17 protein-coding genes and 1 pseudogene are annotated in these 19,795 nt (G+C 62.9%); 13 read left to right on the forward strand and 5 right to left on the reverse strand.

Translation table 11 applies throughout. The annotated features are described in order from the left end of the window. The 3 genes and pseudogenes from U0988_RS01610 to tpiA form a co-directional block, all read right to left on the reverse strand. Positions 1 to 284 (reverse strand): annotated as a pseudogene (locus tag U0988_RS01610) (CTP synthetase); the annotation flags it as partial. Positions 285 to 374: 90 nt separating this feature from the next. Then, positions 375 to 791: a preprotein translocase subunit SecG gene (gene secG, locus U0988_RS01615; RefSeq protein ID WP_322290903.1), complete on the reverse strand. Its 417-nt coding sequence runs from the start codon at positions 789 to 791 to the stop codon at positions 375 to 377. A gap of 87 nt (positions 792 to 878) precedes the next feature. Then, on the reverse strand, positions 879 to 1,646 hold the full coding sequence (gene tpiA, locus U0988_RS01620) for a triose-phosphate isomerase (RefSeq protein ID WP_322290904.1): 768 nt from the start codon (positions 1,644 to 1,646) through the stop codon (positions 879 to 881). Positions 1,647 to 1,895: 249 nt separating this feature from the next. Between tpiA and U0988_RS01625 the strand changes: the two genes are divergently transcribed. From U0988_RS01625 to U0988_RS01675, 11 genes are all read left to right on the forward strand, one after another. Further along, entirely contained in the window at positions 1,896 to 3,830 is a 1,935-nt protein-coding gene (locus U0988_RS01625) for a peptidylprolyl isomerase (protein WP_322290905.1), read from the forward strand. A gap of 31 nt (positions 3,831 to 3,861) precedes the next feature. After that, positions 3,862 to 5,385: an anthranilate synthase component I gene (gene trpE, locus U0988_RS01630; RefSeq protein ID WP_322290906.1), complete on the forward strand. Its 1,524-nt coding sequence runs from the start codon at positions 3,862 to 3,864 to the stop codon at positions 5,383 to 5,385. Next, positions 5,382 to 6,236, forward strand: a complete 855-nt coding sequence (locus U0988_RS01635) for a phosphodiester glycosidase family protein (protein ID WP_322290907.1) — start codon at positions 5,382 to 5,384, stop codon at positions 6,234 to 6,236. The genes trpE and U0988_RS01635 overlap by 4 nt, the downstream gene beginning before the upstream one ends. Continuing rightward, positions 6,233 to 6,832: an aminodeoxychorismate/anthranilate synthase component II gene (locus U0988_RS01640; RefSeq protein ID WP_322290908.1), complete on the forward strand. Its 600-nt coding sequence runs from the start codon at positions 6,233 to 6,235 to the stop codon at positions 6,830 to 6,832. Before U0988_RS01635 ends, U0988_RS01640 begins: the two co-directional genes overlap by 4 nt. Then, positions 6,829 to 7,821: an anthranilate phosphoribosyltransferase gene (trpD, locus tag U0988_RS01645; RefSeq protein ID WP_322290909.1), complete on the forward strand. Its 993-nt coding sequence runs from the start codon at positions 6,829 to 6,831 to the stop codon at positions 7,819 to 7,821. The genes U0988_RS01640 and trpD overlap by 4 nt, the downstream gene beginning before the upstream one ends. Beyond that, positions 7,818 to 8,603, forward strand: coding sequence for an indole-3-glycerol phosphate synthase TrpC (gene trpC, locus U0988_RS01650; RefSeq protein ID WP_322290910.1), 786 nt, complete (start codon positions 7,818 to 7,820; stop codon positions 8,601 to 8,603). Before trpD ends, trpC begins: the two co-directional genes overlap by 4 nt. A 1-nt stretch (position 8,604) precedes the next feature. After that, entirely contained in the window at positions 8,605 to 9,078 is a 474-nt protein-coding gene (moaC, locus tag U0988_RS01655) for a cyclic pyranopterin monophosphate synthase MoaC (RefSeq protein ID WP_322290911.1), read from the forward strand. Continuing rightward, positions 9,075 to 10,256 (forward strand): molybdopterin molybdotransferase MoeA, encoded by a 1,182-nt coding sequence (locus U0988_RS01660; protein ID WP_322290912.1) that lies wholly within the window; start codon positions 9,075 to 9,077, stop codon positions 10,254 to 10,256. The genes moaC and U0988_RS01660 overlap by 4 nt, the downstream gene beginning before the upstream one ends. A gap of 99 nt (positions 10,257 to 10,355) precedes the next feature. Beyond that, positions 10,356 to 11,051, forward strand: coding sequence for a transcriptional repressor LexA (lexA, locus tag U0988_RS01665; RefSeq protein ID WP_322290913.1), 696 nt, complete (start codon positions 10,356 to 10,358; stop codon positions 11,049 to 11,051). A gap of 373 nt (positions 11,052 to 11,424) precedes the next feature. Then, positions 11,425 to 12,249, forward strand: coding sequence for an AraC family transcriptional regulator (locus U0988_RS01670; protein WP_322290914.1), 825 nt, complete (start codon positions 11,425 to 11,427; stop codon positions 12,247 to 12,249). A gap of 31 nt (positions 12,250 to 12,280) precedes the next feature. Further along, on the forward strand, positions 12,281 to 13,201 hold the full coding sequence (locus U0988_RS01675; protein WP_322290915.1) for a type II CAAX endopeptidase family protein: 921 nt from the start codon (positions 12,281 to 12,283) through the stop codon (positions 13,199 to 13,201). Positions 13,202 to 13,544: 343 nt separating this feature from the next. Here U0988_RS01675 and U0988_RS01680 read toward each other — a convergent pair whose 3' ends face one another. Next, positions 13,545 to 15,764 (reverse strand): ComEC/Rec2 family competence protein, encoded by a 2,220-nt coding sequence (locus U0988_RS01680; RefSeq protein WP_322290916.1) that lies wholly within the window; start codon positions 15,762 to 15,764, stop codon positions 13,545 to 13,547. Between the two features lie 27 nt (positions 15,765 to 15,791). Between U0988_RS01680 and gltX the strand changes: the two genes are divergently transcribed. Together gltX and U0988_RS01690 are read left to right on the forward strand one after the other, a co-directional pair. Next, positions 15,792 to 17,219, forward strand: a complete 1,428-nt coding sequence (gene gltX / locus U0988_RS01685) for a glutamate--tRNA ligase (RefSeq protein WP_322290917.1) — start codon at positions 15,792 to 15,794, stop codon at positions 17,217 to 17,219. Between the two features lie 13 nt (positions 17,220 to 17,232). Beyond that, the gene (locus tag U0988_RS01690; protein ID WP_416172348.1) at positions 17,233 to 18,525 is read left to right on the forward strand and encodes a citrate synthase; all 1,293 of its coding nucleotides are present in this window, start codon (positions 17,233 to 17,235) and stop codon (positions 18,523 to 18,525) included. A 21-nt stretch (positions 18,526 to 18,546) separates the two neighbouring features. Here U0988_RS01690 and U0988_RS01695 read toward each other — a convergent pair. Next, positions 18,547 to 19,795, reverse strand: a 1,249-nt coding sequence (locus tag U0988_RS01695; protein ID WP_322290918.1) for a HAMP domain-containing sensor histidine kinase, incomplete at its 5' end; no start/stop codon positions are given.

Raw genomic sequence — 19,795 nt, forward strand, 5'->3', positions numbered from 1 at the left:
TAGATCCAGCCGCTGGTGACATTGACCGATTGCCGGGCCGAGACACCGGTGAAGCGTTCGTAATGCCCCAGATCGAGATCCGTCTCCGCCCCGTCATCGGTCACATAGACCTCGCCGTGCTGATACGGGCTCATGGTGCCCGGATCGACATTGAGATAGGGGTCGAACTTGCGAATACGGACCTTGTAGCCACGCGCCTGCAGCAACGCGGCCAGGCTTGCTGCCATCAGACCTTTGCCAAGCGAGGAAACCACGCCGCCGGTAATAAAAATGAACCGCGCCATGGGATTTGGGCCTTAAGGTTCCAAACGGAGTCGGGGCAAGCGAATTGCAGCGGCGAATTGCCGCAATCCACAGCTATCGACGGAATTGGCTTACTGGGTAACGTCCGCAAGCGGATCGGACGGCGCCGTTTCCGGCTGGGCCGTTTCCGGCTGCGCCGCTGCGGGCTGGGCCGGGGCCGTGCCCGAAGGAGCCGCGCCTGCCTGCCCGGCAAGCGGATCGGGCTGTACCGGGATTGACCGGTCGAGCGTCGAGGTGATGCCTGCTCCGGTGGTCGTCTTCACCGCTACCGCCGCCATTACGATCGAGAGCACGACAAACGTGATCGCGAGCCACCTGGTCGCCCGGGTCAGGAAATCCGCCGCACCGCGCGCGCTCATCAGACCGCCGGGGCTGCCACCGCCGCCAATGCCGAGGCCGCCGCCTTCGGAGCGCTGCATCAGGATGACACCGACCAATGCGGCAGCAACGATGGCCTGAAGGACGGTAAGAAACAGGAATAGGGACATGAAAAATGCTTCTCTTGAATGCTTGATGGCCCATGTAGTGCCCAGCGCGCCGAAGGGCAAGCCGCGGCGATCCAACTGAGACTCGGCTTAACCGTCAGAGGGCAAATCTGCTGCTGCGAGGACAATTCCGAGAAAACTCTCCGCCGTCAGACTGGCTCCGCCAACCAGAGCGCCCCCCACTTCATCGGCTGCAAGCAATTCCGCGGCGTTGCCCGGGTTGACCGATCCGCCATACAGAATGCGGACAGCGGCGCTGGTTTCTTCGCCGTAAAGTTCCACCAACAGCGCACGAATCGCGCGGTGCATCGATCCGATGTCTTCGGCGGTCGGGGTTCGTCCGGTCCCGATTGCCCAGATCGGCTCATAGGCGATCGTCAGCACCTCGCCGGCGTTGCCGGAGATTTCGGGCAAGGAGGCCCTGATCTGATCGATAACGAAGGATTCCGCGTCGCCGGCGTCGCGGACCTGTTCCGATTCGCCGCAGCACAGGATGATCCTCAACCCCGCATTCAACGCCGTCTGCGCCTTGGCTTTGACCAGAGCGTTGTCCTCGCCGTGGCTCTGACGGCGTTCGCTGTGGCCAAGGATCACGAATTTCGCGCCAGCATCGAGCACCATCGACGCCGATACATCGCCGGTGAACGCGCCCTCTTCGACAGAATGGCAATCCTGCGCCCCGACACCGATTTGCTGGACTTCCTTGTGCACCGCATGGATCAGGGTGAACGGGGGTGCCAGGGCGACCTCGACCTTCATCAGGCGCTGCGACGCACGGTCGATTGCGCGCGCTTCAGACAGCATCGAACGCGTGCCGTTCATTTTCCAATTACCGACGATAAAGGGCCGTTCGGCCATACTGATTTCCTGAAAACTGATCTGGGATTGATTCGAATGCTAGTCTGAGAATTATTGCAACCGGCTCCGCAATATCCGGCGCTATATGGTGCCGGTGGGGCGGTCCGCCTAGAGCGAAGTTGTCTCCAGGTCAAAACACTTGCCGCCCTGTTGCGACAACACCGCAGGACGGATAAGGCGGGCCAGGAAATCATTACCTGCATCGGGCGGCGCGCGGCGCGGGCCCATCAATTGGAATCGCCAAGCACCATGATCAGTTTCTTCCGTAAATTTCTTTCGTCCAAAATCGGGATCGCGGTTGCGCTTGGCTTCCTCGCACTGATTGCGTTCGCCTTCGCCGCGATGGATGTGTCCAGCAGCGGAGCCTTCGGCGGTGTTGCTGGCGGGGACCGGGTTGCGGTGGTCGGCGACGAGAAAATCGATTCCAGCGAACTGAGCATCGCGGCGACATCCGCGCTGGATTCGGCGCGGCGGCAAAACCCTTTGATGTCGATGCCCGCCTTTCTTCAGCAGGGCGGATTGAACCAGGTGCTCGACCAGCTGATCGATCGGTATGCGATCAGCGGATTCGCCGAAAAATACGGGCTTCGCGCAGGCGACAATCTGGTCAATAGCGAGATCATTGCAATCCCGGCGTTCCGCGGTGCGGACGGCAATTTCGATGAGCAAGCCTATCGCCAGGCACTCTCCAGCCAGGGCTTGTCCGATGCCATTGTCCGCGCGGACCTGGCTGGCAGCCTGCTCGCGGAACAGATTCTGGTGCCTGCATCTTTGGGCGCAGTGATGCCGGACAAGCTCGTCAGCCGCTATGCGGTCCTGCTGAAGGAAACCCGTGTCGGGTCGATCGGGCTTATCCCCAGCCTTACCTTCGCGCCCCAAGGCAACCCTACGGCCAGCCAGTTGCAGGCCTTCTATACGGCCAACCGCGGCGATTATATCCGCCCGGAGCGGCGCGTGATTCGCTACGCCAGCTTCGATGGAAGCGCGATTGGCGATGCGGCTGAGCCCACCGCGGCAGAAATAGCCGCCCGTTATGAGCGGGACCGCCAGCTATATGCGGACAGCGAAACGCGCAGTTTCAGCCAGCTGATCGTACCGACACAGCAAGCCGCAAACGCCATCCGCAGCCGCGTCCAATCCGGCGGTTCGCTGGAAACGGCGGCCAGCGAAGCCGGGCTGGCGGTTGCCAAGCTGGGTCCGCTGGATAGCCGGGGCATGGCCGCGCAAACGTCTGTTGCTGTTGCACAGGCTGCATTTGCCGCCGGACAGAATACCCTCGCCGCCCCTGCCCGCAGCGGGCTTGGCTGGCATGTAATCCGCGTCGATAACATCGAGCGGGTCGCCGGGCGCAGCCTTGCCCAGGCCACTCCGGAAATTGCCGAAGCCATTCGGGCCGAGAAGCGCCGCGCTGCGCTGTCCGACCTGACCGCCACGATCGAGGAGCGGCTGGAGGATGGCGAAGGCCTTGCCGAAGTGGCCCGCGAACTGAAACTTGACGTCGCGACAACCAAGCCGTTGCTGGCTACCGGCCAGATTTACGGCTCCGAAAACGAAGCCGCTCCGCCGGTTTTGGCCCCGGCGCTGAAAACAGCCTTCGCCATGGACGAAGGCGAGCCGCAACTGGCGGAGGTACTGCGCGGCGAGACATTCCTGATGTTCGAAGTCAGCGACATCACGCCTTCGACCGCTGCGCCGCTGGCGGAAATCCGCGAGGGCGTGATCCAGGAATGGCGCCGGGCGGAAGGCTCGAAATCCGCAAAAGCCGCCGCCGACCGGGTGCTGAAGCGGCTCGCCGGCGGTGCAACTTTGGCGCAGGCGATGAGCCAGGAACAACAGGAATTGCCGCCGGTCGATGCGATCAACCTGTCGCGTGAACAGCTTTCGGCGCAGGGCCGTCAGGTTCCGGCACCGCTGGCATTGTTCTTCAGCATGGCGCAGGGCACCGCAAAGAAGCTTGAAGCGCCGCAGAACGCTGGCTGGTTCGTGGTCGATCTGGACAATATCGAGCCGGGCACGATTGCCCCGAACGATCCCAAATTCCAGCAGACGAAACGGGAGCTCGGCCAGCTGGTCGCCCGCGAATACGCCGATCAGCTTCGATTAGCGATGCGCGAGGAGCTGGGTGTCGAACGCAACACTGTTGCAATCGAGGCAGTTCGCAAGCAGCTGATCGGCGCGAATTGAGGCGCATTCCGCCGACTTCAGGGAATCCGAGATGATCGCGGGGGCCGGACACTTGCCGGAAAATTCGGATGTCGCCATTGCCGCACTGGCAGATGGTCGCCCGGCGCTGGTCTGGCGCAAGGTCGTCGCCGACACCGAAACACCGGTCGGCGCAGCGCTCAAGCTGATCGAACCGGGACGCGGCGATTTCCTGCTCGAATCGGTCGAAGGCGGCGAAGTGCGCGGGCGATACAGCCTGCTCGGTCTCGACCCCGACCTGGTGTTCCGCGCTTCGGGAAGTGCGGCGGAAATCAACCGGACATGGCAGACAGACCGTGACAGTTTCGCAAGGTCTCCGCAGCCCGCGATCGATGCGCTGCGATCGCTGGTGGCCGAATGCCGGATCGACGTACCCCAGGCGCTGCCTCCCGCCCTCGCCTGTCTGGTTGGATATTTCGGTTACGAGACCATCGGCCTTGTCGAAAAGCTGCCCCGCGCCCCGGAAAATCCCCTCGATCTGCCGGATATGCTGTTCGTCCGCCCGACGCTGATCCTGGTGTTCGACGGCCTCAGCCAGGAATTGTTTGTGATCGCGCCGCTGTGGGCCGGTGATTCTGATCCCGGCAAAGCCGTCGAAGTCGCTGGCGAGCGGATCGACGAGGCGCTGCGGCGTTTGTCCCAGGCTGCGCCGGTTCCCGCAACCAGGGCCGACCTGCCCGAAATGACTCTCGCGCCGGTTCTGGCGGAGGGCCAGTACCGCGAAATGGTGTTGCGGGCGAAAGACTACATCGAGGCCGGCGACATCTTCCAGGTGGTGCTGGCGCAGCGGTTTACCTGCCCGTTTCCGCTCCCTCCGCTCGCCTTGTACCGCGCTCTTCGGCGGGTGAACCCCTCGCCCTTCCTCTATTTCCTCGACCTGCCCGGCTTTGCAGTTGTCGGGTCGAGTCCCGAAATCCTCGTCCGCGTGCGCGATGGCGAGGTGACCATCCGCCCGATCGCCGGCACCCGCCCGCGCGGGGCCAATCCGGCCGAGGACGACGCGGCAGAGGCCAGCCTGCTTGCCGATCCGAAAGAACGCGCGGAACATTTGATGCTGCTCGACCTCGGCCGAAACGATGTCGGCCGGGTGGCGCGGCGCGGCACGGTGGAGGTCACCGCCAGTTACACTGTCGAACGTTACAGCCATGTGATGCATATCGTCAGCAATGTCGTCGGCCAGCTCGGCCCGGGCCATGATGCGCTGGACGCGATGTTTGCCGGCTTCCCGGCGGGCACCGTCAGCGGCGCTCCAAAGATCCGCGCCTGCGAAGTGATCGCCGAACTCGAATCAGAGACACGCGGGGCCTATGCGGGCGGCGTCGGCTATTTCGCGCCCGACGGTTCGGTCGACAGCTGCATTGTCCTGCGCACGGCGGTGGTGAAGGACGGGATCATGCATGTGCAGGCGGGCGCGGGCATCGTCGCCGATAGCGAGCCACTCTACGAACAGCGCGAATGCGAAGCCAAGGCCGGCGCGCTGATTGCCGCCGCGCGTGAAGCCGCCCGGATCGCTGGCGAACCGGGCTTCGGTCAATGAGACTGTCCTGCATCATCCTGCAGGTGGCGGTTTTCCCATTGCTGCTGACCGGATGCGGGCCGGAACCCGCCGGCGAGCCGGTGATGCGCACCGAAATCGGCAGCGGCCAAGCCGATACGGTCGCGGCCCCGGAACCCGAGCCGACCGAAGCGGTTGCAACGTCCGCCTGCACCCGCGTCAACTTCGAGGACGTCCCGCTGACGCATTGCATCGCGGATCCTGCCAGACACGTCGTCTCGATGGATCTGTCGCCCGCCGGCGGGTCGCCCTACCGCAGCTTCGCGGCACTGGCAGCGGCCAGATCACCCGATGCGCCGGGCGTGGCCTTTGCCATGAACGGCGGGATGTATGACGCTGAAGGCAAGCCGATCGGCTATTATGTCGAGAATTCCGAGCGTCTGAAGGAACTCAGCCGCGCCGATGGTCCCGGCAATTTCCACCTCAAGCCCAACGGCGTGTTTTACGGCACCGGCGGCAAATGGCAGATCCGGACCGCCGAGGATTTCTATGCGCAGGTCGGCGATCGTCCGCAATTCGGCACGCAGTCCGGGCCAATGCTGGTAATTGGCGGCAGTTTGCATCCGGAGATTACCGAGGACGGCCCCTCGCGCATGATCCGCAACGGTGTGGGGATCGACGCGGGAGGCCGCGCGCATTTCGTGATATCGGAAGGTCCGCTGTCTTTCGGAAAACTGGCGCGTTTCTACCGCGACGTGCTGAAGACTCCCAACGCGCTCTATCTCGACGGCAATGTTTCGGCGCTGTGGGATCCCGCCACGGGCCGGATGGACGGCAGCGTTCCCATCGGCCCCTTGATCGTGGTGGAAAACAGGCAGAAAGCGCCGTCATGATTCTCGTGATCGACAATTACGACAGCTTCACCTTCAACCTGGTCCATTATCTGATGGAACTGGGCGCCGAGGTGCGGGTCGAGCGCAACGACGCCCTGTCGGCGAACGAGGCGGTGAAGTCCGGCGCGCTCGGAATCCTGATCTCTCCCGGCCCCTGCACCCCGAACGAAGCGGGCATCAGCCTCGATCTCGTCGGTGCCTGCGCCGACGCGGCACTGCCGCTGCTCGGCGTGTGCCTGGGGCATCAGGCAATCGGCCAGCATTTCGGCGGAAAGGTCGTTCGCGGCGGCTTGATGCACGGCAAGACCTCGCCCGTCACGCATGACGGAAGCGGCGTGTTCGCGGGTCTGCCCTCGCCTTTCGTCGCCACCCGTTACCACTCGCTGATCGTCGAGGACATTCCGGCCGCACTCAAGGTGAACGCGACCAGCGAAACCCCCGGACTGGACGGTACCGCAATCATGGGCTTCCGGCATGAAAGCCTGCCGATCCACGGGGTCCAGTTCCATCCCGAAAGTATCGCGACCGAGCACGGCCATGCGCTGCTTGCCAATTTCATGGCGCTCTGCGGGCTGGACGCCAAGGCCCTCGCATGACGCAGTTGCCGTCCGCTGACCAGCATCTGACCGAGGCCGAAGCCGAGGAAGTCTTCGGTGTCATTCTCGATGGCGGCACAAGCGACGATGAAATCGGGCGGTTTCTCGTCCTGTTGTCCGAACGTAGTGAAACCTCGGAGGAAATCGCCGGTGCGGCGCGGGCGCTGCGGGCCCGGCTGATTCCGATTGCCGCGCCCGACAACGCGATCGACGTATGCGGCACCGGCGGTGACGGGCACAACACGCTGAACGTCTCCACTGCAGTCAGCCTCGTGGTGGCGTCGGCCGGGGTCCCGGTTGCCAAACATGGAAACCGCGCGGCCTCGTCCAAATCGGGCGCGGCGGATACGTTGGAAGCGCTCGGGCTCGACATGGAAGCAGCAGGACGCAGTGCGGAAAAAACCCTCGCTGAAATCGGGATCTGCTTCCTGTTCGCGAAAAACCACCATCCGGCGATGGGCCGGATCCAGCCGATCCGTCAGAAACTGGGCATCCGGACGATCTTCAACCTGATGGGGCCGCTGTCGAACCCCGCCGGGGTCAAGCGGCAGCTGATCGGGATCGCCCGCCCGGCGTATGTTCCGATCTACGCAGCCGCCAAGGCACGGCTGGGTACGGAGCGGACGATGATTGTCTCGGGTGACGAAGGGCTGGATGAGCTGAGCCTCGCAGGCGGCAACGAAGCCGCAGAGGTGCGCGGCGACAGTTTCGAGATGAAGCGTCTTGATGCGTCGCTGGCCGGGCTGGAACACGCCCCGGTCGAGGCCATTCGCGGCGGCGATGCGGCGCATAATGCCAAGGCACTGCTGGCGCTGCTGCAAGGTGTTCCCGGACCCTACCGCGACGCAGTCACCTTCAACGCCGCCGGTGCCCTGATGGTGGCAGGCGCTGCGCAGGACTGGGTTGAAGGCGCGGCGATGGCAGCGGAGGCTTTGGATTCGGGCGCGGCACAGGCCTTGCTCCAAAACTGGATTGCGATGGCGCGATGAACAAGCTCGAGGAAATTTGCGCCGTCAAACGGAAGGAAGTCGCCGCTCGCAAAGCCGCCACCTCCCTGTCCGATCTGGAGCAGCGCGCCCGCGAGCAGAGCGCACCCCGCGGATTCCGCGACGCCCTGGCAGCGAAGTCCGCCAAGGGCTTCGGCCTGATTGCAGAAATCAAGAAAGCTTCGCCTTCCAAGGGATTGATCCGCGAAGATTTTCGCCCTGCCGACCACGCAGCGGCATACGAGCAAGGCGGGGCTGCGTGTCTGTCCGTGCTGACCGACGCGCCCTTTTTTCAAGGGCATGCGGATTATCTGGTCGCAGCCCGCGCCGCCTGCACGCTGCCGGTGCTGCGCAAGGATTTCATGGTCGATACCTGGCAAGTCGCCGAAGCGCGCGTGATGGGCGCAGACGCGATCCTGATCATTGTCGCGGCGCTCGAAGACAGCCGGATGGCAGAGATCGAAGCCGCCGCGGTCGAACTTGGAATGGACGTTCTTGTCGAAGTCCATGATGAAACGGAAATGGAACGTGCCGCGCGGCTTCAATCCCGCCTGATCGGGGTCAACAACCGTGATTTGAAGCGGTTTGTAACCGATCTCGGTGTCACCGAGCGGCTGGCCCCGCTGGCTCCTGCAGGCACTCTGCTGGTCGGCGAAAGCGGCATTGCCGATCATGCGGACTGCTTGCGCCTCGCCCGCAGCGGTGTGCGGTGTTTCCTTGTCGGTGAAAGCCTGATGCGCCAGGATGACGTCGCGGCCGCAACGCGGAGGTTGCTGGAGGGTTGATATGAGCGGGCTGACCCATCTCGACGAACAGGGCAACGCCCGAATGGTCGATGTTGGCGGCAAGACCGCGACGCCCCGCACAGCTGTGGCGACAGGACGTATCACGATGTCGGCAGAAGCACTGTCTGCGATCCGCGATGGCGCTGTGCCCAAGGGCGATGTGATTGCCGCCGCACGGATCGCGGGCATCATGGCCGCCAAGAAGGTCGGCGATTTGATCCCGCTATGCCATACGCTCGCACTCGATTCGGTCGCGATCGAATTTGCCTTTGAGGAATCAGGCCTGCGGGCCACCGCGACCGCTTCGTTGGTGGGCAAGACCGGCGTTGAAATGGAAGCCCTTACAGCCACTTCCATCGCCCTCCTGACAATCTATGATATGGCCAAGGCGCTCGACAAAGGGATGGTGATCGGGGACCTCCGGCTGGTGTCCAAAACCGGCGGCAAATCGGGTGAATGGCCCCCGCGGGAATGACCCCCCTGCTCTCCCTCGAAGAAGCTCAGATCCGGCTGCTACGGCTGGCCGAGCCCTTGGCAACGGAGATCCTGCCGGTCGGTGCGAGCCTGGGGCGGTATCTGGCCTCACCCGTAGTGGCCCGCCGTAGCCAACCACCCGCCGATCTTTCGTCGATGGACGGATACGCGATTGGCGGACCGGGGCCGTGGCGGATAATCGGTGAAAGCAGGGGCGGCGCGCCATTTTCGGGTACCGTCCGAAATGGCGAGGCGGTTCGCATCTCTACCGGTGCCGTGCTTCCCGCGGGTTGCGACCGGATACTCATACAGGAACACGCCGAACGGGGGGGCGATGAACTGTCTCTGACGTCGCAGATGCCAGCGGCCGGACAGCATATCCGCCGTGCGGGATTCGATTTCGCATCGGGCGAAACATTGATGGGCGCTGGCACCTTGATCGGTCCCGCACAAATTGCGCTCATCCTCGCATCGGGCGCCAGAATCGTGACAACCCGGCACAAGCCGCGCGTTACCTTCATCGACTGCGGCGACGAACTGGCCGCAGACCCGGAGAATTGCCTGCCGCACCAGATCCCTGCCAGCAATGGCGCGATGCTGGCCGCTTTGGCAGCGAATATTCCGTGCGAAACCAGACAGATCGGACCTGTTCCTGATACTCTCAGTGCGCTGGGAGAGGCGTTCGAGGCCGCAGGGGACAGCGACCTCATCGTGACCAGTGGAGGCGCATCAGTGGGCGATCACGATCTGATCCGGCCTGCGCTCGCGGAATGGGGCGCCGAGATCGACTTCTGGCGTGTGGCCATCAAGCCGGGCAAGCCGCTGCTCGTGGCGCGGCGGGACCGTCAGGTCATCCTCGGGTTACCCGGAAACCCGGTGTCGAGTTTCGTCACCGGATATCTATTCATGCTCCCGCTCTTGCGCCATCTTTCCGGGGCAAAGGAGCCCTTGCCCCTTCGCCTCATGTGCCGTGCGGGACGGGACCTGCCAGCCACTGGCCCGCGCCGGGAATTTCTCCGCGCAATCATCGAAGGTTCCACAGTCACTCCGCTACTCGAGCAGGACAGCAGCGCACTTCTGGCACTTGCCCGCGCCAATGCCCTGATCGAGCGGCCGGAAAACTCCGGTGAGGTGAAAGCGGGAACGGATGTTCCGGTCTATCTGATCCGGAATGGCTGAATTGCTTGACTTGGCCGAATTGGTTGCCTACTTGTTCTGTATTCGTTCACCACAATACGGCGGGCGGAACACTTCAGGCGGGCCAAGGAGTTTTTCGCCATGCTGACTGCGAAACAGCACGAACTTATCCGGTTCATTCAGGACCGGCTGGAAGAAACCGGGATTTCCCCTTCCTTCGAAGAAATGAAGGAGGCGCTCGACCTCAAGAGCAAATCGGGCGTGCACCGCCTGATTTCCGCGCTTGAGGAACGCGGCTTCATCCGCCGCCTGCCGAACCGGGCCCGCGCGCTCGAAGTTCTCAAGCAGCCCGAAGATGCAGTCGGCGGGAGCAGCGCTGCATCCGCCAGACTGCGGGACAATGTGGTTTCCATGCCGCCGGCATCTGCCCGGCCCCGTTACGAGCCGGCCAATGACGTCATCGAGGTTCCCCTGCATGGCCGCATCGCCGCCGGCGCTCCGATCGAGGCGCTGGAAGGCCAGACCAGCCTTCCGGTCCCCGCCGCACTGCTCGGCCCCGGGGAACATTATGCGCTGGAAGTTTCGGGCGACTCGATGATCGATGCGGGCATTTTCGACGGCGATTTCGCGCTGGTGAAACGTACCAATGTCGCCCGCGACGGCGAGATCGTAGTCGCCCTCGTCAATGATGAGGAGGCGACCCTGAAATATCTCCGCCGCGAAAACGGCATGATCCGTCTCGACCCGGCGAACCCGAGCCACCAGCCACAGGTTTACCAACCGGCGCAAGTCCAGGTACAGGGCAAGCTCGCGGGGCTGCTGCGACGCTACCATTGATCCGTTTGCGCGCAGGTTGATTGGCGGCGTTTGTGTGTATCGGCAGGTTTAGAGTTATGTTCGTTTAGGACGGATGTCCGCTAGCAACAGCATTCCCGAAATAAGCGGTCATTCTGCAAACGACCCAATTTTGGTCGTTCGCAGCCCACACCAAGGTTGTTGAAAGCTGCCATCTGTTCAGGTGAAGCGCTCACGGAAGGTTTGTTCTGGATAGCAGACTTGGGAGAGGCCAGGCCGACGGACCTCCAAGGCTCACGTGAGGCCGCTTTTGCAGGAAAGGAAAGTATAGGCCTGAGAGTTATGCGAGCGCCCTGACAACCTATCCGAATTCGTTAGATTTGCCTTTCTGCTCTTTGCGCCCAATATACTCCCGATGAATTCTGCAGCGCATTCCTCGAACCGATCGCTATCGGTCGACTCGTTCGAGCCGATTGAGCGCGTCACAAACCGGCTGGTGGGGGCAGCGTTTTCGCCGCATCGACACGATACTTACACCGTCGCTGTGACTATGGCTGGGGTGCAGACGTTCAACTATCGCAGGGAAACACGGTATTCGTTGCCGGGTCAGGTGCTGATCCTTCATCCCGACGAATTGCATGATGGACACTGCCATGATGAGGCGGGGTTCAGCTATCAAGCGGCCTATGTTCCGCCCACTCATGTCCAGGCAGTGCTTGGAGGCGCGGAACTGCCGTTTGTCGCTAATGGAGTCTCGACGGATCCCGCCTTGATCGCGGCAACCTTAAACCTGGTTTTCGACTGCGCGGGCGTCGAGGATTCCGGTGCGTATGAAGACGCGCTTTACGATCTGGCCCATGCCATGAACAATGCATCTGGCAGGGCCGCCACTGTCAGGATCGCCGACCGAACAGCCGTGATGCGGGCACGCGAATATCTCGAAACCGCAGTCGTTTTCGGTGCGCGACTCGATCAACTTGAGCAAGTGACTGGCTGTGACCGCTGGCAGCTTTCGCGTGACTTCCGGGCATTGCTCGGCACCAGCCCCTATCGCTATTTGCAGTATCGGCGGGTCGATCTTGCAAAGCGGCTGATGCGTGAAGGCGCGAAGCTGGCCGATGCTGCTCATGGCGCTGGTTTTGCCGATCAGAGCCATTTTGGCCGCACATTCCGCAAGGCAGTTGGTCTCACGCCAAAGGAGTGGCTTCGCTCGGACTTGTTCTGCACGATCGTTCTATAGGCGTCCGCTGCCAGCGGGTAGCTCAGGCGACATGACACAGATCATCTTTTCCGACGAGACACCCAAAGGATGGATACCGCCGAGTATCGCCGCCCCCTTCATCTGCATTTTCATTTTTGCCATCAGCATGACGCCGTTCGATATCGGACTCGAATATCTCGGCTTGACTGACGCGATGGGTTCGCCGCTGGGGCCTTTGGGCTTTTGCCTGATGCTGGCTTCGTTCGTCGCCGTGGGTCTCGCGGTATCTGGCTGGGTGCGCTGGGTCGAAAAGAGAAGCCTCGCAAGTGTTGGACTTCGCGGAGAACAACGGCTCAAAAAGTTCCTGATCGGACTGGCAGTTGGCATAGCGATGATGGGCGCGATTGTGACCGCGATCGCACTTTCTGGCGGATACCGTGTCGCTGATCTGGCCCCAGCCTTTGCCAGCCCTGCTGCGCTCGGCTGGATCGCCCTGTTGCTCGCCGGCTTTGCCGTGCAAGCAAGTGTGGAGGAGTTCGTTTTTCGCGGCTGGCTGTTCTCGACCATCATGCGGCGTTGGAACACGACTGCCGCCTTCATATTATCGTCCGCCGCTTTCACCTTTCTTCACTTTTCACCCAGAACATCGCTGTTGATGTTGGCCATGACCTTCATCTTTGCGATTTTCGCCTGCGCCTGGGTGCGTCGTTCGAATTCGATCTGGGGGGTGATGGGCTGGCACGTCGGCTGGAACTGGTTTGGCGGCACCGGTTTTGATGTGCCGATTACGGGTCTGGACACCGGTCTGCCCGCACTGGTGATGAAAATGGTTCCTGTCGGGCCGGCCTGGCTCAACGGTGCCGGGGAAGGGCCGGAAGCGAGTGTGTTTACGCTTGCCCTGCTGACTGTTGCTGGCTTGAGCCTTCTTCTGCTTCCAACGCATCGAGGACGAGACGGAATCGACCCAACAATTTCCGGACAGCAAGCGTAGCCGCTTCGCTCCGCGAGGCTCGGGAAGCGACAGGTCCCTAAGATGACCGTGAACCGGAAGCGTAACCTGCCAAAGGCCGTAAGTGCCCTGACGGAACTGGCCCGCTGAAGCTTTGCCAAATTCTGCGATCGCAATAACACTCTAAGCAATGCCAACAACGCGAACCGCCATCGTAGATTGCGGATTGCGAACGGCAGCTTGAGTCGCTTCCTTGCCAAAAATCTGATGTTCCGAATTCCACCACAAAACGGATATAACGTTGCTGATTTCGCTGCCCCAAAAGCGGGCGGCGGAAATATTGCGCCACAGTTTAAGCAGGCGCTGACCACTCAGCCCCGCCCCTTCATCTCTTCGGGCCAGACCATGCGGGTCGCTTCGGTGCTGGCCGCCACCAGCCGTGTTCGCCCTGACTTGCTGCCACCGTATCGAACCGCTCGTCCCCGAGATAGATCGACAAACCGCCGGTCTGGCCAAGCAGGTTGCGGTCGGCCTTTAGCCAGCGCGGCTGGCAGCTGAAGGGCAGGTAGCGGTCGGCAATCACGATGTCCGACCGATCACAGGCCGCCGCAAGGGCGCGTTCATCAACCAATTCGCGGCCGCGTGCCATCAACACATGCCACAGGCGCCCGCCGCGCGTCAGCGTCACGACACAGAATTCGCGGCTGCAGTCCGCGCCCGGCCATTCGGTGAGCGGCAAGGGAGTTCCGTTCATCCCGGCCATTTCGAGCAGATTGTCGCTGGCAAAACTGCTCCGGTTGCCGCGCAGCACCAGCAGCCGATTGCCCTCGCCCGCGATGCCGACATGGCGACCGTCTCCGGAAACGAGCAGATCCGGCGCAGGCTTAAGCGCCATCAGCAGGGCGGCCAAGGCGGCGGGCACCAGTCCCAGCAATCGCACCCGGCCCTGCCACAGCGCCAACCATAGCCCTCCGGCCACAAACAGCGCGAACAGCGCGCCGCCCATTTCCGGCAGCAGCTTGACCGCGCCAGGCCGGTCCGCAGTCCAGTGCGCGATTGCCAGCAGCAGCTCGAGCGATTTACCCGCCAGCCACCACACCGGCGCGCCGAGACCAACGCTGTCCAATACCAGCGCAATCGCAATCAGCGGCATCGACAGAAACGTCACCAGCGGAATCGCGATGACGTTGGCGAAGGCTCCGTACACTCCGGCGCGGTGGAAATGAAACATGACGATCGGCATCAGGGCGATCTCGATCACCATTCCGGTCACCAACAGCATGAATGCGCGGCGGCCCATCCGGGACAGCCAGCTTTCCTCCCGCGGAGCAAGAAAACCGCGCACCGGCGCGCAATTATGCAACGCGACGATCGCCAGCACGGCGGCAAAGCTCATCTGGAAGCTCGGCCCGATCAGCGATTCCGGCCACAGCAGCAGCACGAACAGCGCCGCCGTGGCGACCATTCGCAGCGACAGCGGCTCGCGCCCGAGTGCCAGCGCGATCAGCACCAGCACCGCACCGACGCAGCTGCGCACGGTCGGTACTTCCGAACCTGTCAGCAATGTATATCCAATTCCCGCCAGCGCCCCGATCCCTGCAGCCAGAACCGGCAGCCGCACCCGCAATGTCAGCCATGGCCAAAGCGCCAGCAGCCGGATCGCCAACAGATACGCCGCAGCGATGACCGCGCTGACGTGCAGTCCGCTGATCGACAGCAAGTGGGTCAAACCGGAGTCGCGCATAGCGTCCTCGTCCGCTTCCGGGATCCCGCCCCGGTCTCCGCTGGCGAAGGCGGCAGCGATCGACCCCGGCGATCCGTCCAGCTGCGAGCGGACATGACTGGCCAGACGGCGCTGGAGCTTCGCGATACTGCCCCCGGGCGTGGCGGGTTCGATAATTTCGATCTCGCCCATCACGGAACCTGTCGCCGCGAAGCCCTGGAACCACGCGCTCCGGGCAAAATCGTATCCGCCGGGCAGCATCGGCGAGGCAGGCGGCATCAGGCGCACGCGCAGCCGGATAATCGCGCCTTCGCCAATTTCCGTGCCGATCAATTCGTCGTCGTCATTTTCGGGAACGTTGACCCGGATCTTCCGCGCAATGCCCGCGGCAGGATCGCGCATGGCGAGGATCAGCCGTACCCGGTCCTGCGCCGGCTGGTTCTCTCTGGCGAGCACCCTCGCCTCGATCCGCATGATTTGCGGCCGCTCCAGCGGCTGCGCGCCGACCATTTCGGAACGGGCCCATACCACCGCGATCCCGGCCGCAAAGACTAGCGCCACCGCTGTCACCGCCAGCCGCAATTCGGCTCGGTTGTCCTGCTCGCGCCACAGGGCCGCCGCGGCGATGGCGGCCAGCAATGCCGCGCCGATTGCCGTGCTCCATTGCCATGGCTTGCCCAGCGTGAACCAGGCGCCGATGCCGGCGGCGAAAAAGATGGTCAGCCAGGGCCCCCGATCGAACCCGGCACGCCCCAGAAATCGGTCGACAGCGCCGCTAATACTGGACAAGTCGGCGCGGCTGCGCCAAGTGCGCTGCACTGCAACATCGTGAACCGGCGGCCCGCCATCCATGGGTATCTCTGGAATGATCGGGCGGCCCATTAAACCATTGGAAGGAAACGCAACGGGATGGCAAGCACTAGCGACATGGTTGTCACGCGCTTTGCCCCTTCTCCCACGGGTTTCCTGCATATCGGCGGTGCCCGGACGGCCCTGTTCAACTGGCTGTTCGCCCGCCATCACGGCGGCAAGGCTCTGCTCCGGATCGAGGATACCGATCAGAAGCGGTCCAACCCTGACGCGATCGCAGCGATCTTCGACGGGCTCTCATGGCTGGGGCTCGATTACGACGAAGCACCGGTCATGCAGTCCGAACGCGCGGCGCGCCATGCCGAAGTCGCGCAGACGTTGCTGGAACATGGCCATGCCTACCGCTGCTATGCAACCACCGAAGAACTCGAGGAAATGCGCGCCGCGCAGCGTGCCGCGAAGCAACCGCTGCGCAACGATGGCCGGTGGCGGGACCGTGATCCGGCGGAAGCTCCTGAGGGCGCGCCGTTTGTTGTCCGGCTGAAAACTCCGGCGACGGGGGAAACCACCATCGAAGACCTCGTCCAGGGCCGCGTGACCGTGCGGAACGAGGAAGTGGACGATTACATCCTGCTGCGGGCGGACGGAACGCCGACCTATATGCTCGCCGTGGTGGTGGACGACCACGACATGAGCGTGACCCACATCATTCGCGGCGACGACCACCTCAACAACGCATTCCGCCAGCTTCCGGTCCTTCGCGCGATGAACGCGATCGAAGGCGGATGGCCCGATCCGGTCTACGCCCATATCCCGCTGATCCACGGGTCCGACGGAGCCAAGCTGTCGAAGCGGCACGGCGCGCTGGGGGTCGAGGATTACCGCGACGGGATGGGCATTCTGCCCGAAGCCATGTTCAACTACCTCCTGCGGCTTGGGTGGGGTCACGGCGACCGGGAAGAAATCACCCGCGAGGAAGCCATCGAATTGTTCGACCTCGGCGGCGTCGGCAAGAGCCCTTCCCGCTTCGACATCAAGAAGCTCGAGAATTTGAACGGTTATTACATCCGGGAGGCGGAGGATGGCCGTCTGGCGGGCCTGGTCGCGGCCAGGATCGGGCATTCGGCAGATATCGGTCTGCTGACCAAGGCGATGCCGGTGCTGAAAACCCGGGCGCGCTCGATCATCGAACTGGCGGAGGGTGCAGCGTTCCTGTTCGCATCCCGGCCACTGGACATGACTGACAAGGCCGCAGCGTTGCTGAACGAGGAATCGAGGGCGCTTCTGGCGCAGATTTCCGCCCGTCTGACCGCTGAAAATGACTGGACAATCGAGGCTCTGGAGGCCAATCTCAAGCAAATGGCCGAGGAACAGGGGCTGGGCCTCGGCAAGCTCGCGCAGCCGATGCGTGCCGCGCTGACGGGGACGACAACATCGCCCGGAATTTTCGATGTGCTGGTCCTGCTTGGCCGGGAAGAGGCCCTTGCGCGGATCGACGCGCAGGCTGCGCCCCGCGCCGGAACATGATATTTGAAGGAGAATGAAATTGTCGGACAAACAGGCGAAACTGGAAATTGGCGGGCAGTCCCTGGATTTCCCCGTTCTGGAGGGCAGCACCGGCCCCGATGTGGTCGATATCCGCAAGCTTTATGCCCAGACCGGCGCCTTCACATTCGATCCGGGTTTCACCTCGACGGCCTCATGCGAAAGCGCACTGACCTTCATTGACGGTGAAAAGGGTGTTCTGCTTCACCGCGGCTATCCGATCGGCCAGCTGGCAGAGCATTCCAACTTCATGGAAGTCAGTCACCTGCTGCTGAACGGCGAGCTGCCGACGAAGGAAGAACTCGACGATTTCACCTACACCATCACGCGGCACACCATGCTGCATGATCAGCTGCGCCAGTTCTACCAGGGTTTCCGCCGTGACGCGCATCCGATGGCGATCATGTGCGGCGTGGTTGGCGCGCTCTCGGCGTTTTATCACGACAGCACCGATATCGCGGACCCCGATCACCGCAAGATTTCGTCCCACCGCCTGATCGCAAAAATGCCGACGATTGCCGCCAACGCGTTCAAATACTCGATCGGTCAGCCGTTCATGCACCCGGACAATTCGCTGTCCTACACTGGCAATTTCCTGCGCATGACTTTCGGTGTTCCGGCGGAGGATTACGAAGTGATTCCGGCGGTGGAAAAGGCGATGGACCGCATTTTCATCCTCCACGCGGATCACGAGCAGAACGCCTCGACCTCGACCGTTCGTCTCGCCGGTTCTTCCGGTGCGAATCCCTTTGCCTGCGTCGCGGCCGGGATTGCCTGCCTGTGGGGCCCCGCGCATGGCGGCGCGAACGAAGCGGCGCTCAACATGCTGCGTGAAATCGGCACGCCGGACCGTATTCCGCATTATATCGAGCGGGCCAAGGACAAGAACGATCCGTTCCGCCTGATGGGTTTCGGCCACCGCGTGTACAAGAATTACGATCCCCGCGCGACGGTGATGCAGAAGACCGTGCGCGAGGTCTTTGACGCGCTGAAGGTCACCGATCCGGTGTTCGAAACCGCCCTGCGGCTGGAAGAAATGGCGCTCAGCGATCCTTACTTCGTCGAAAAGAAGCTGTTTCCCAATGTCGATTTCTACTCCGGCGTCATTCTCTCAGCGATCGGCTTCCCGACTACCATGTTCACCGCCCTGTTCGCCCTCGCCCGCACCGTCGGCTGGGTCGCTCAGTGGAACGAGATGATTTCCGATCCCGGCCAGAAAATCGGCCGTCCGCGCCAGCTCTATACCGGCCCGACCGAGCGGGATTACATTCCGGTCGATAAACGCTGAGAATTTTCGCCGGGCGTCCGCTTATGCGGCGCCCGGCAATTCCAGGATAAAGCGCGCGCCACTGCCGGGGCTGCTTTCAACCGTCAGATCGCCGCCCATCGCGCGGGCAATCCGGCGCGAGATATACAGGCCGAGGCCCGATCCGCCGTCACCCGACCGGCCCAGGCGTTCGAATTTCTCAAACACCACCGCTTGCTGCTCGGGCGTCAGGCCCGGGCCGTTGTCAGCCACCGTCACGCGGGTGCGCTCGCCAGCTTGCGCCAATTCGATCCGCACCTGCGAGCCGGGCGGAGAATAGCGAACCGCGTTGCCCACCAGATTGAGCAGCACCTGCAGCACCCGGCGAAACTCGGCAGTTGCAATCAGGCTTTCGCCCATGGCGGGCGCGATGAGGTCGATTTCGCGTTCTTTGGCCCGGACCCCGAGAATTCCCGCAGCGCGCTGCGCCACGTCGGCCAGGTCGATCCGGTCGGGAGCGGTCTTGAACTGGTCCGATTCGACGACGTCGAGGTCCGACAGATCGTCGATCAGGGCGAGCAGATGCTGTCCGGCGGACGCGATATCGGCGGCATAGTCGCTGTATTCATCTGCCAGCGGCCCGGCGAGCCGGGTGCGGATGGTTTCGGCATTGGCAATGATACGCGAGATCGGTTGGCGCAAAACAGGCGACAATTCCCGCCCGATCGAACTGCCGATCGAAAGCTCCACCGGCCTTTCCACCGCTGCACCCGGTTGAGCATAGGGTGTCTGCGACGTCAGGTAGAGCTCGAAACCGGCGCTGCCGAGTTCCGGCTGTCCCAGCGGCACAAGCGTGACGTTCCAACGCCGGTCCGAACCGGGCACCACGCATTCGGCGCCGTCAAGCAGCCGCCAGTGCGCCGTTGAGGCCTGGGGCTGCGAGGCACCGAGAGCGGGAAAGCTGACGGATTCGCTCCATGGCTGGTCCCTGTTGCTGCGCAATTGCCGGGCAAGTTCCGCCATATCCGGCGCGGTGCTGTCCACGGACAGGACCCTCTGCTGCGGATCCAGCCGCGCGGAAAGTTCTGCCAGCGCGCGGTCGATGGTCAGCTTGCGTGCATAGCTTTCGCTCGCGTCCTCGGGCGGCAGCTGCGCCGCTTGCCAATTGGCAATGCGGATCAGGCAGCCGCCGTCAGGCGCGTCCGGTGTGCCGCCTTCACTTCCGAGCGGCGATACCTCGACCCACGCCTTGATCAGATCCTCGCCGTCGACGGCCTGGATCATCCGGGCGAGCCGCAAACCGTATTTGCGC

Origin of the sequence: Allopontixanthobacter sp., from assembly GCF_034376665.1 — a bacterium.
GTDB lineage: Bacteria > Pseudomonadota > Alphaproteobacteria > Sphingomonadales > Sphingomonadaceae > Allopontixanthobacter.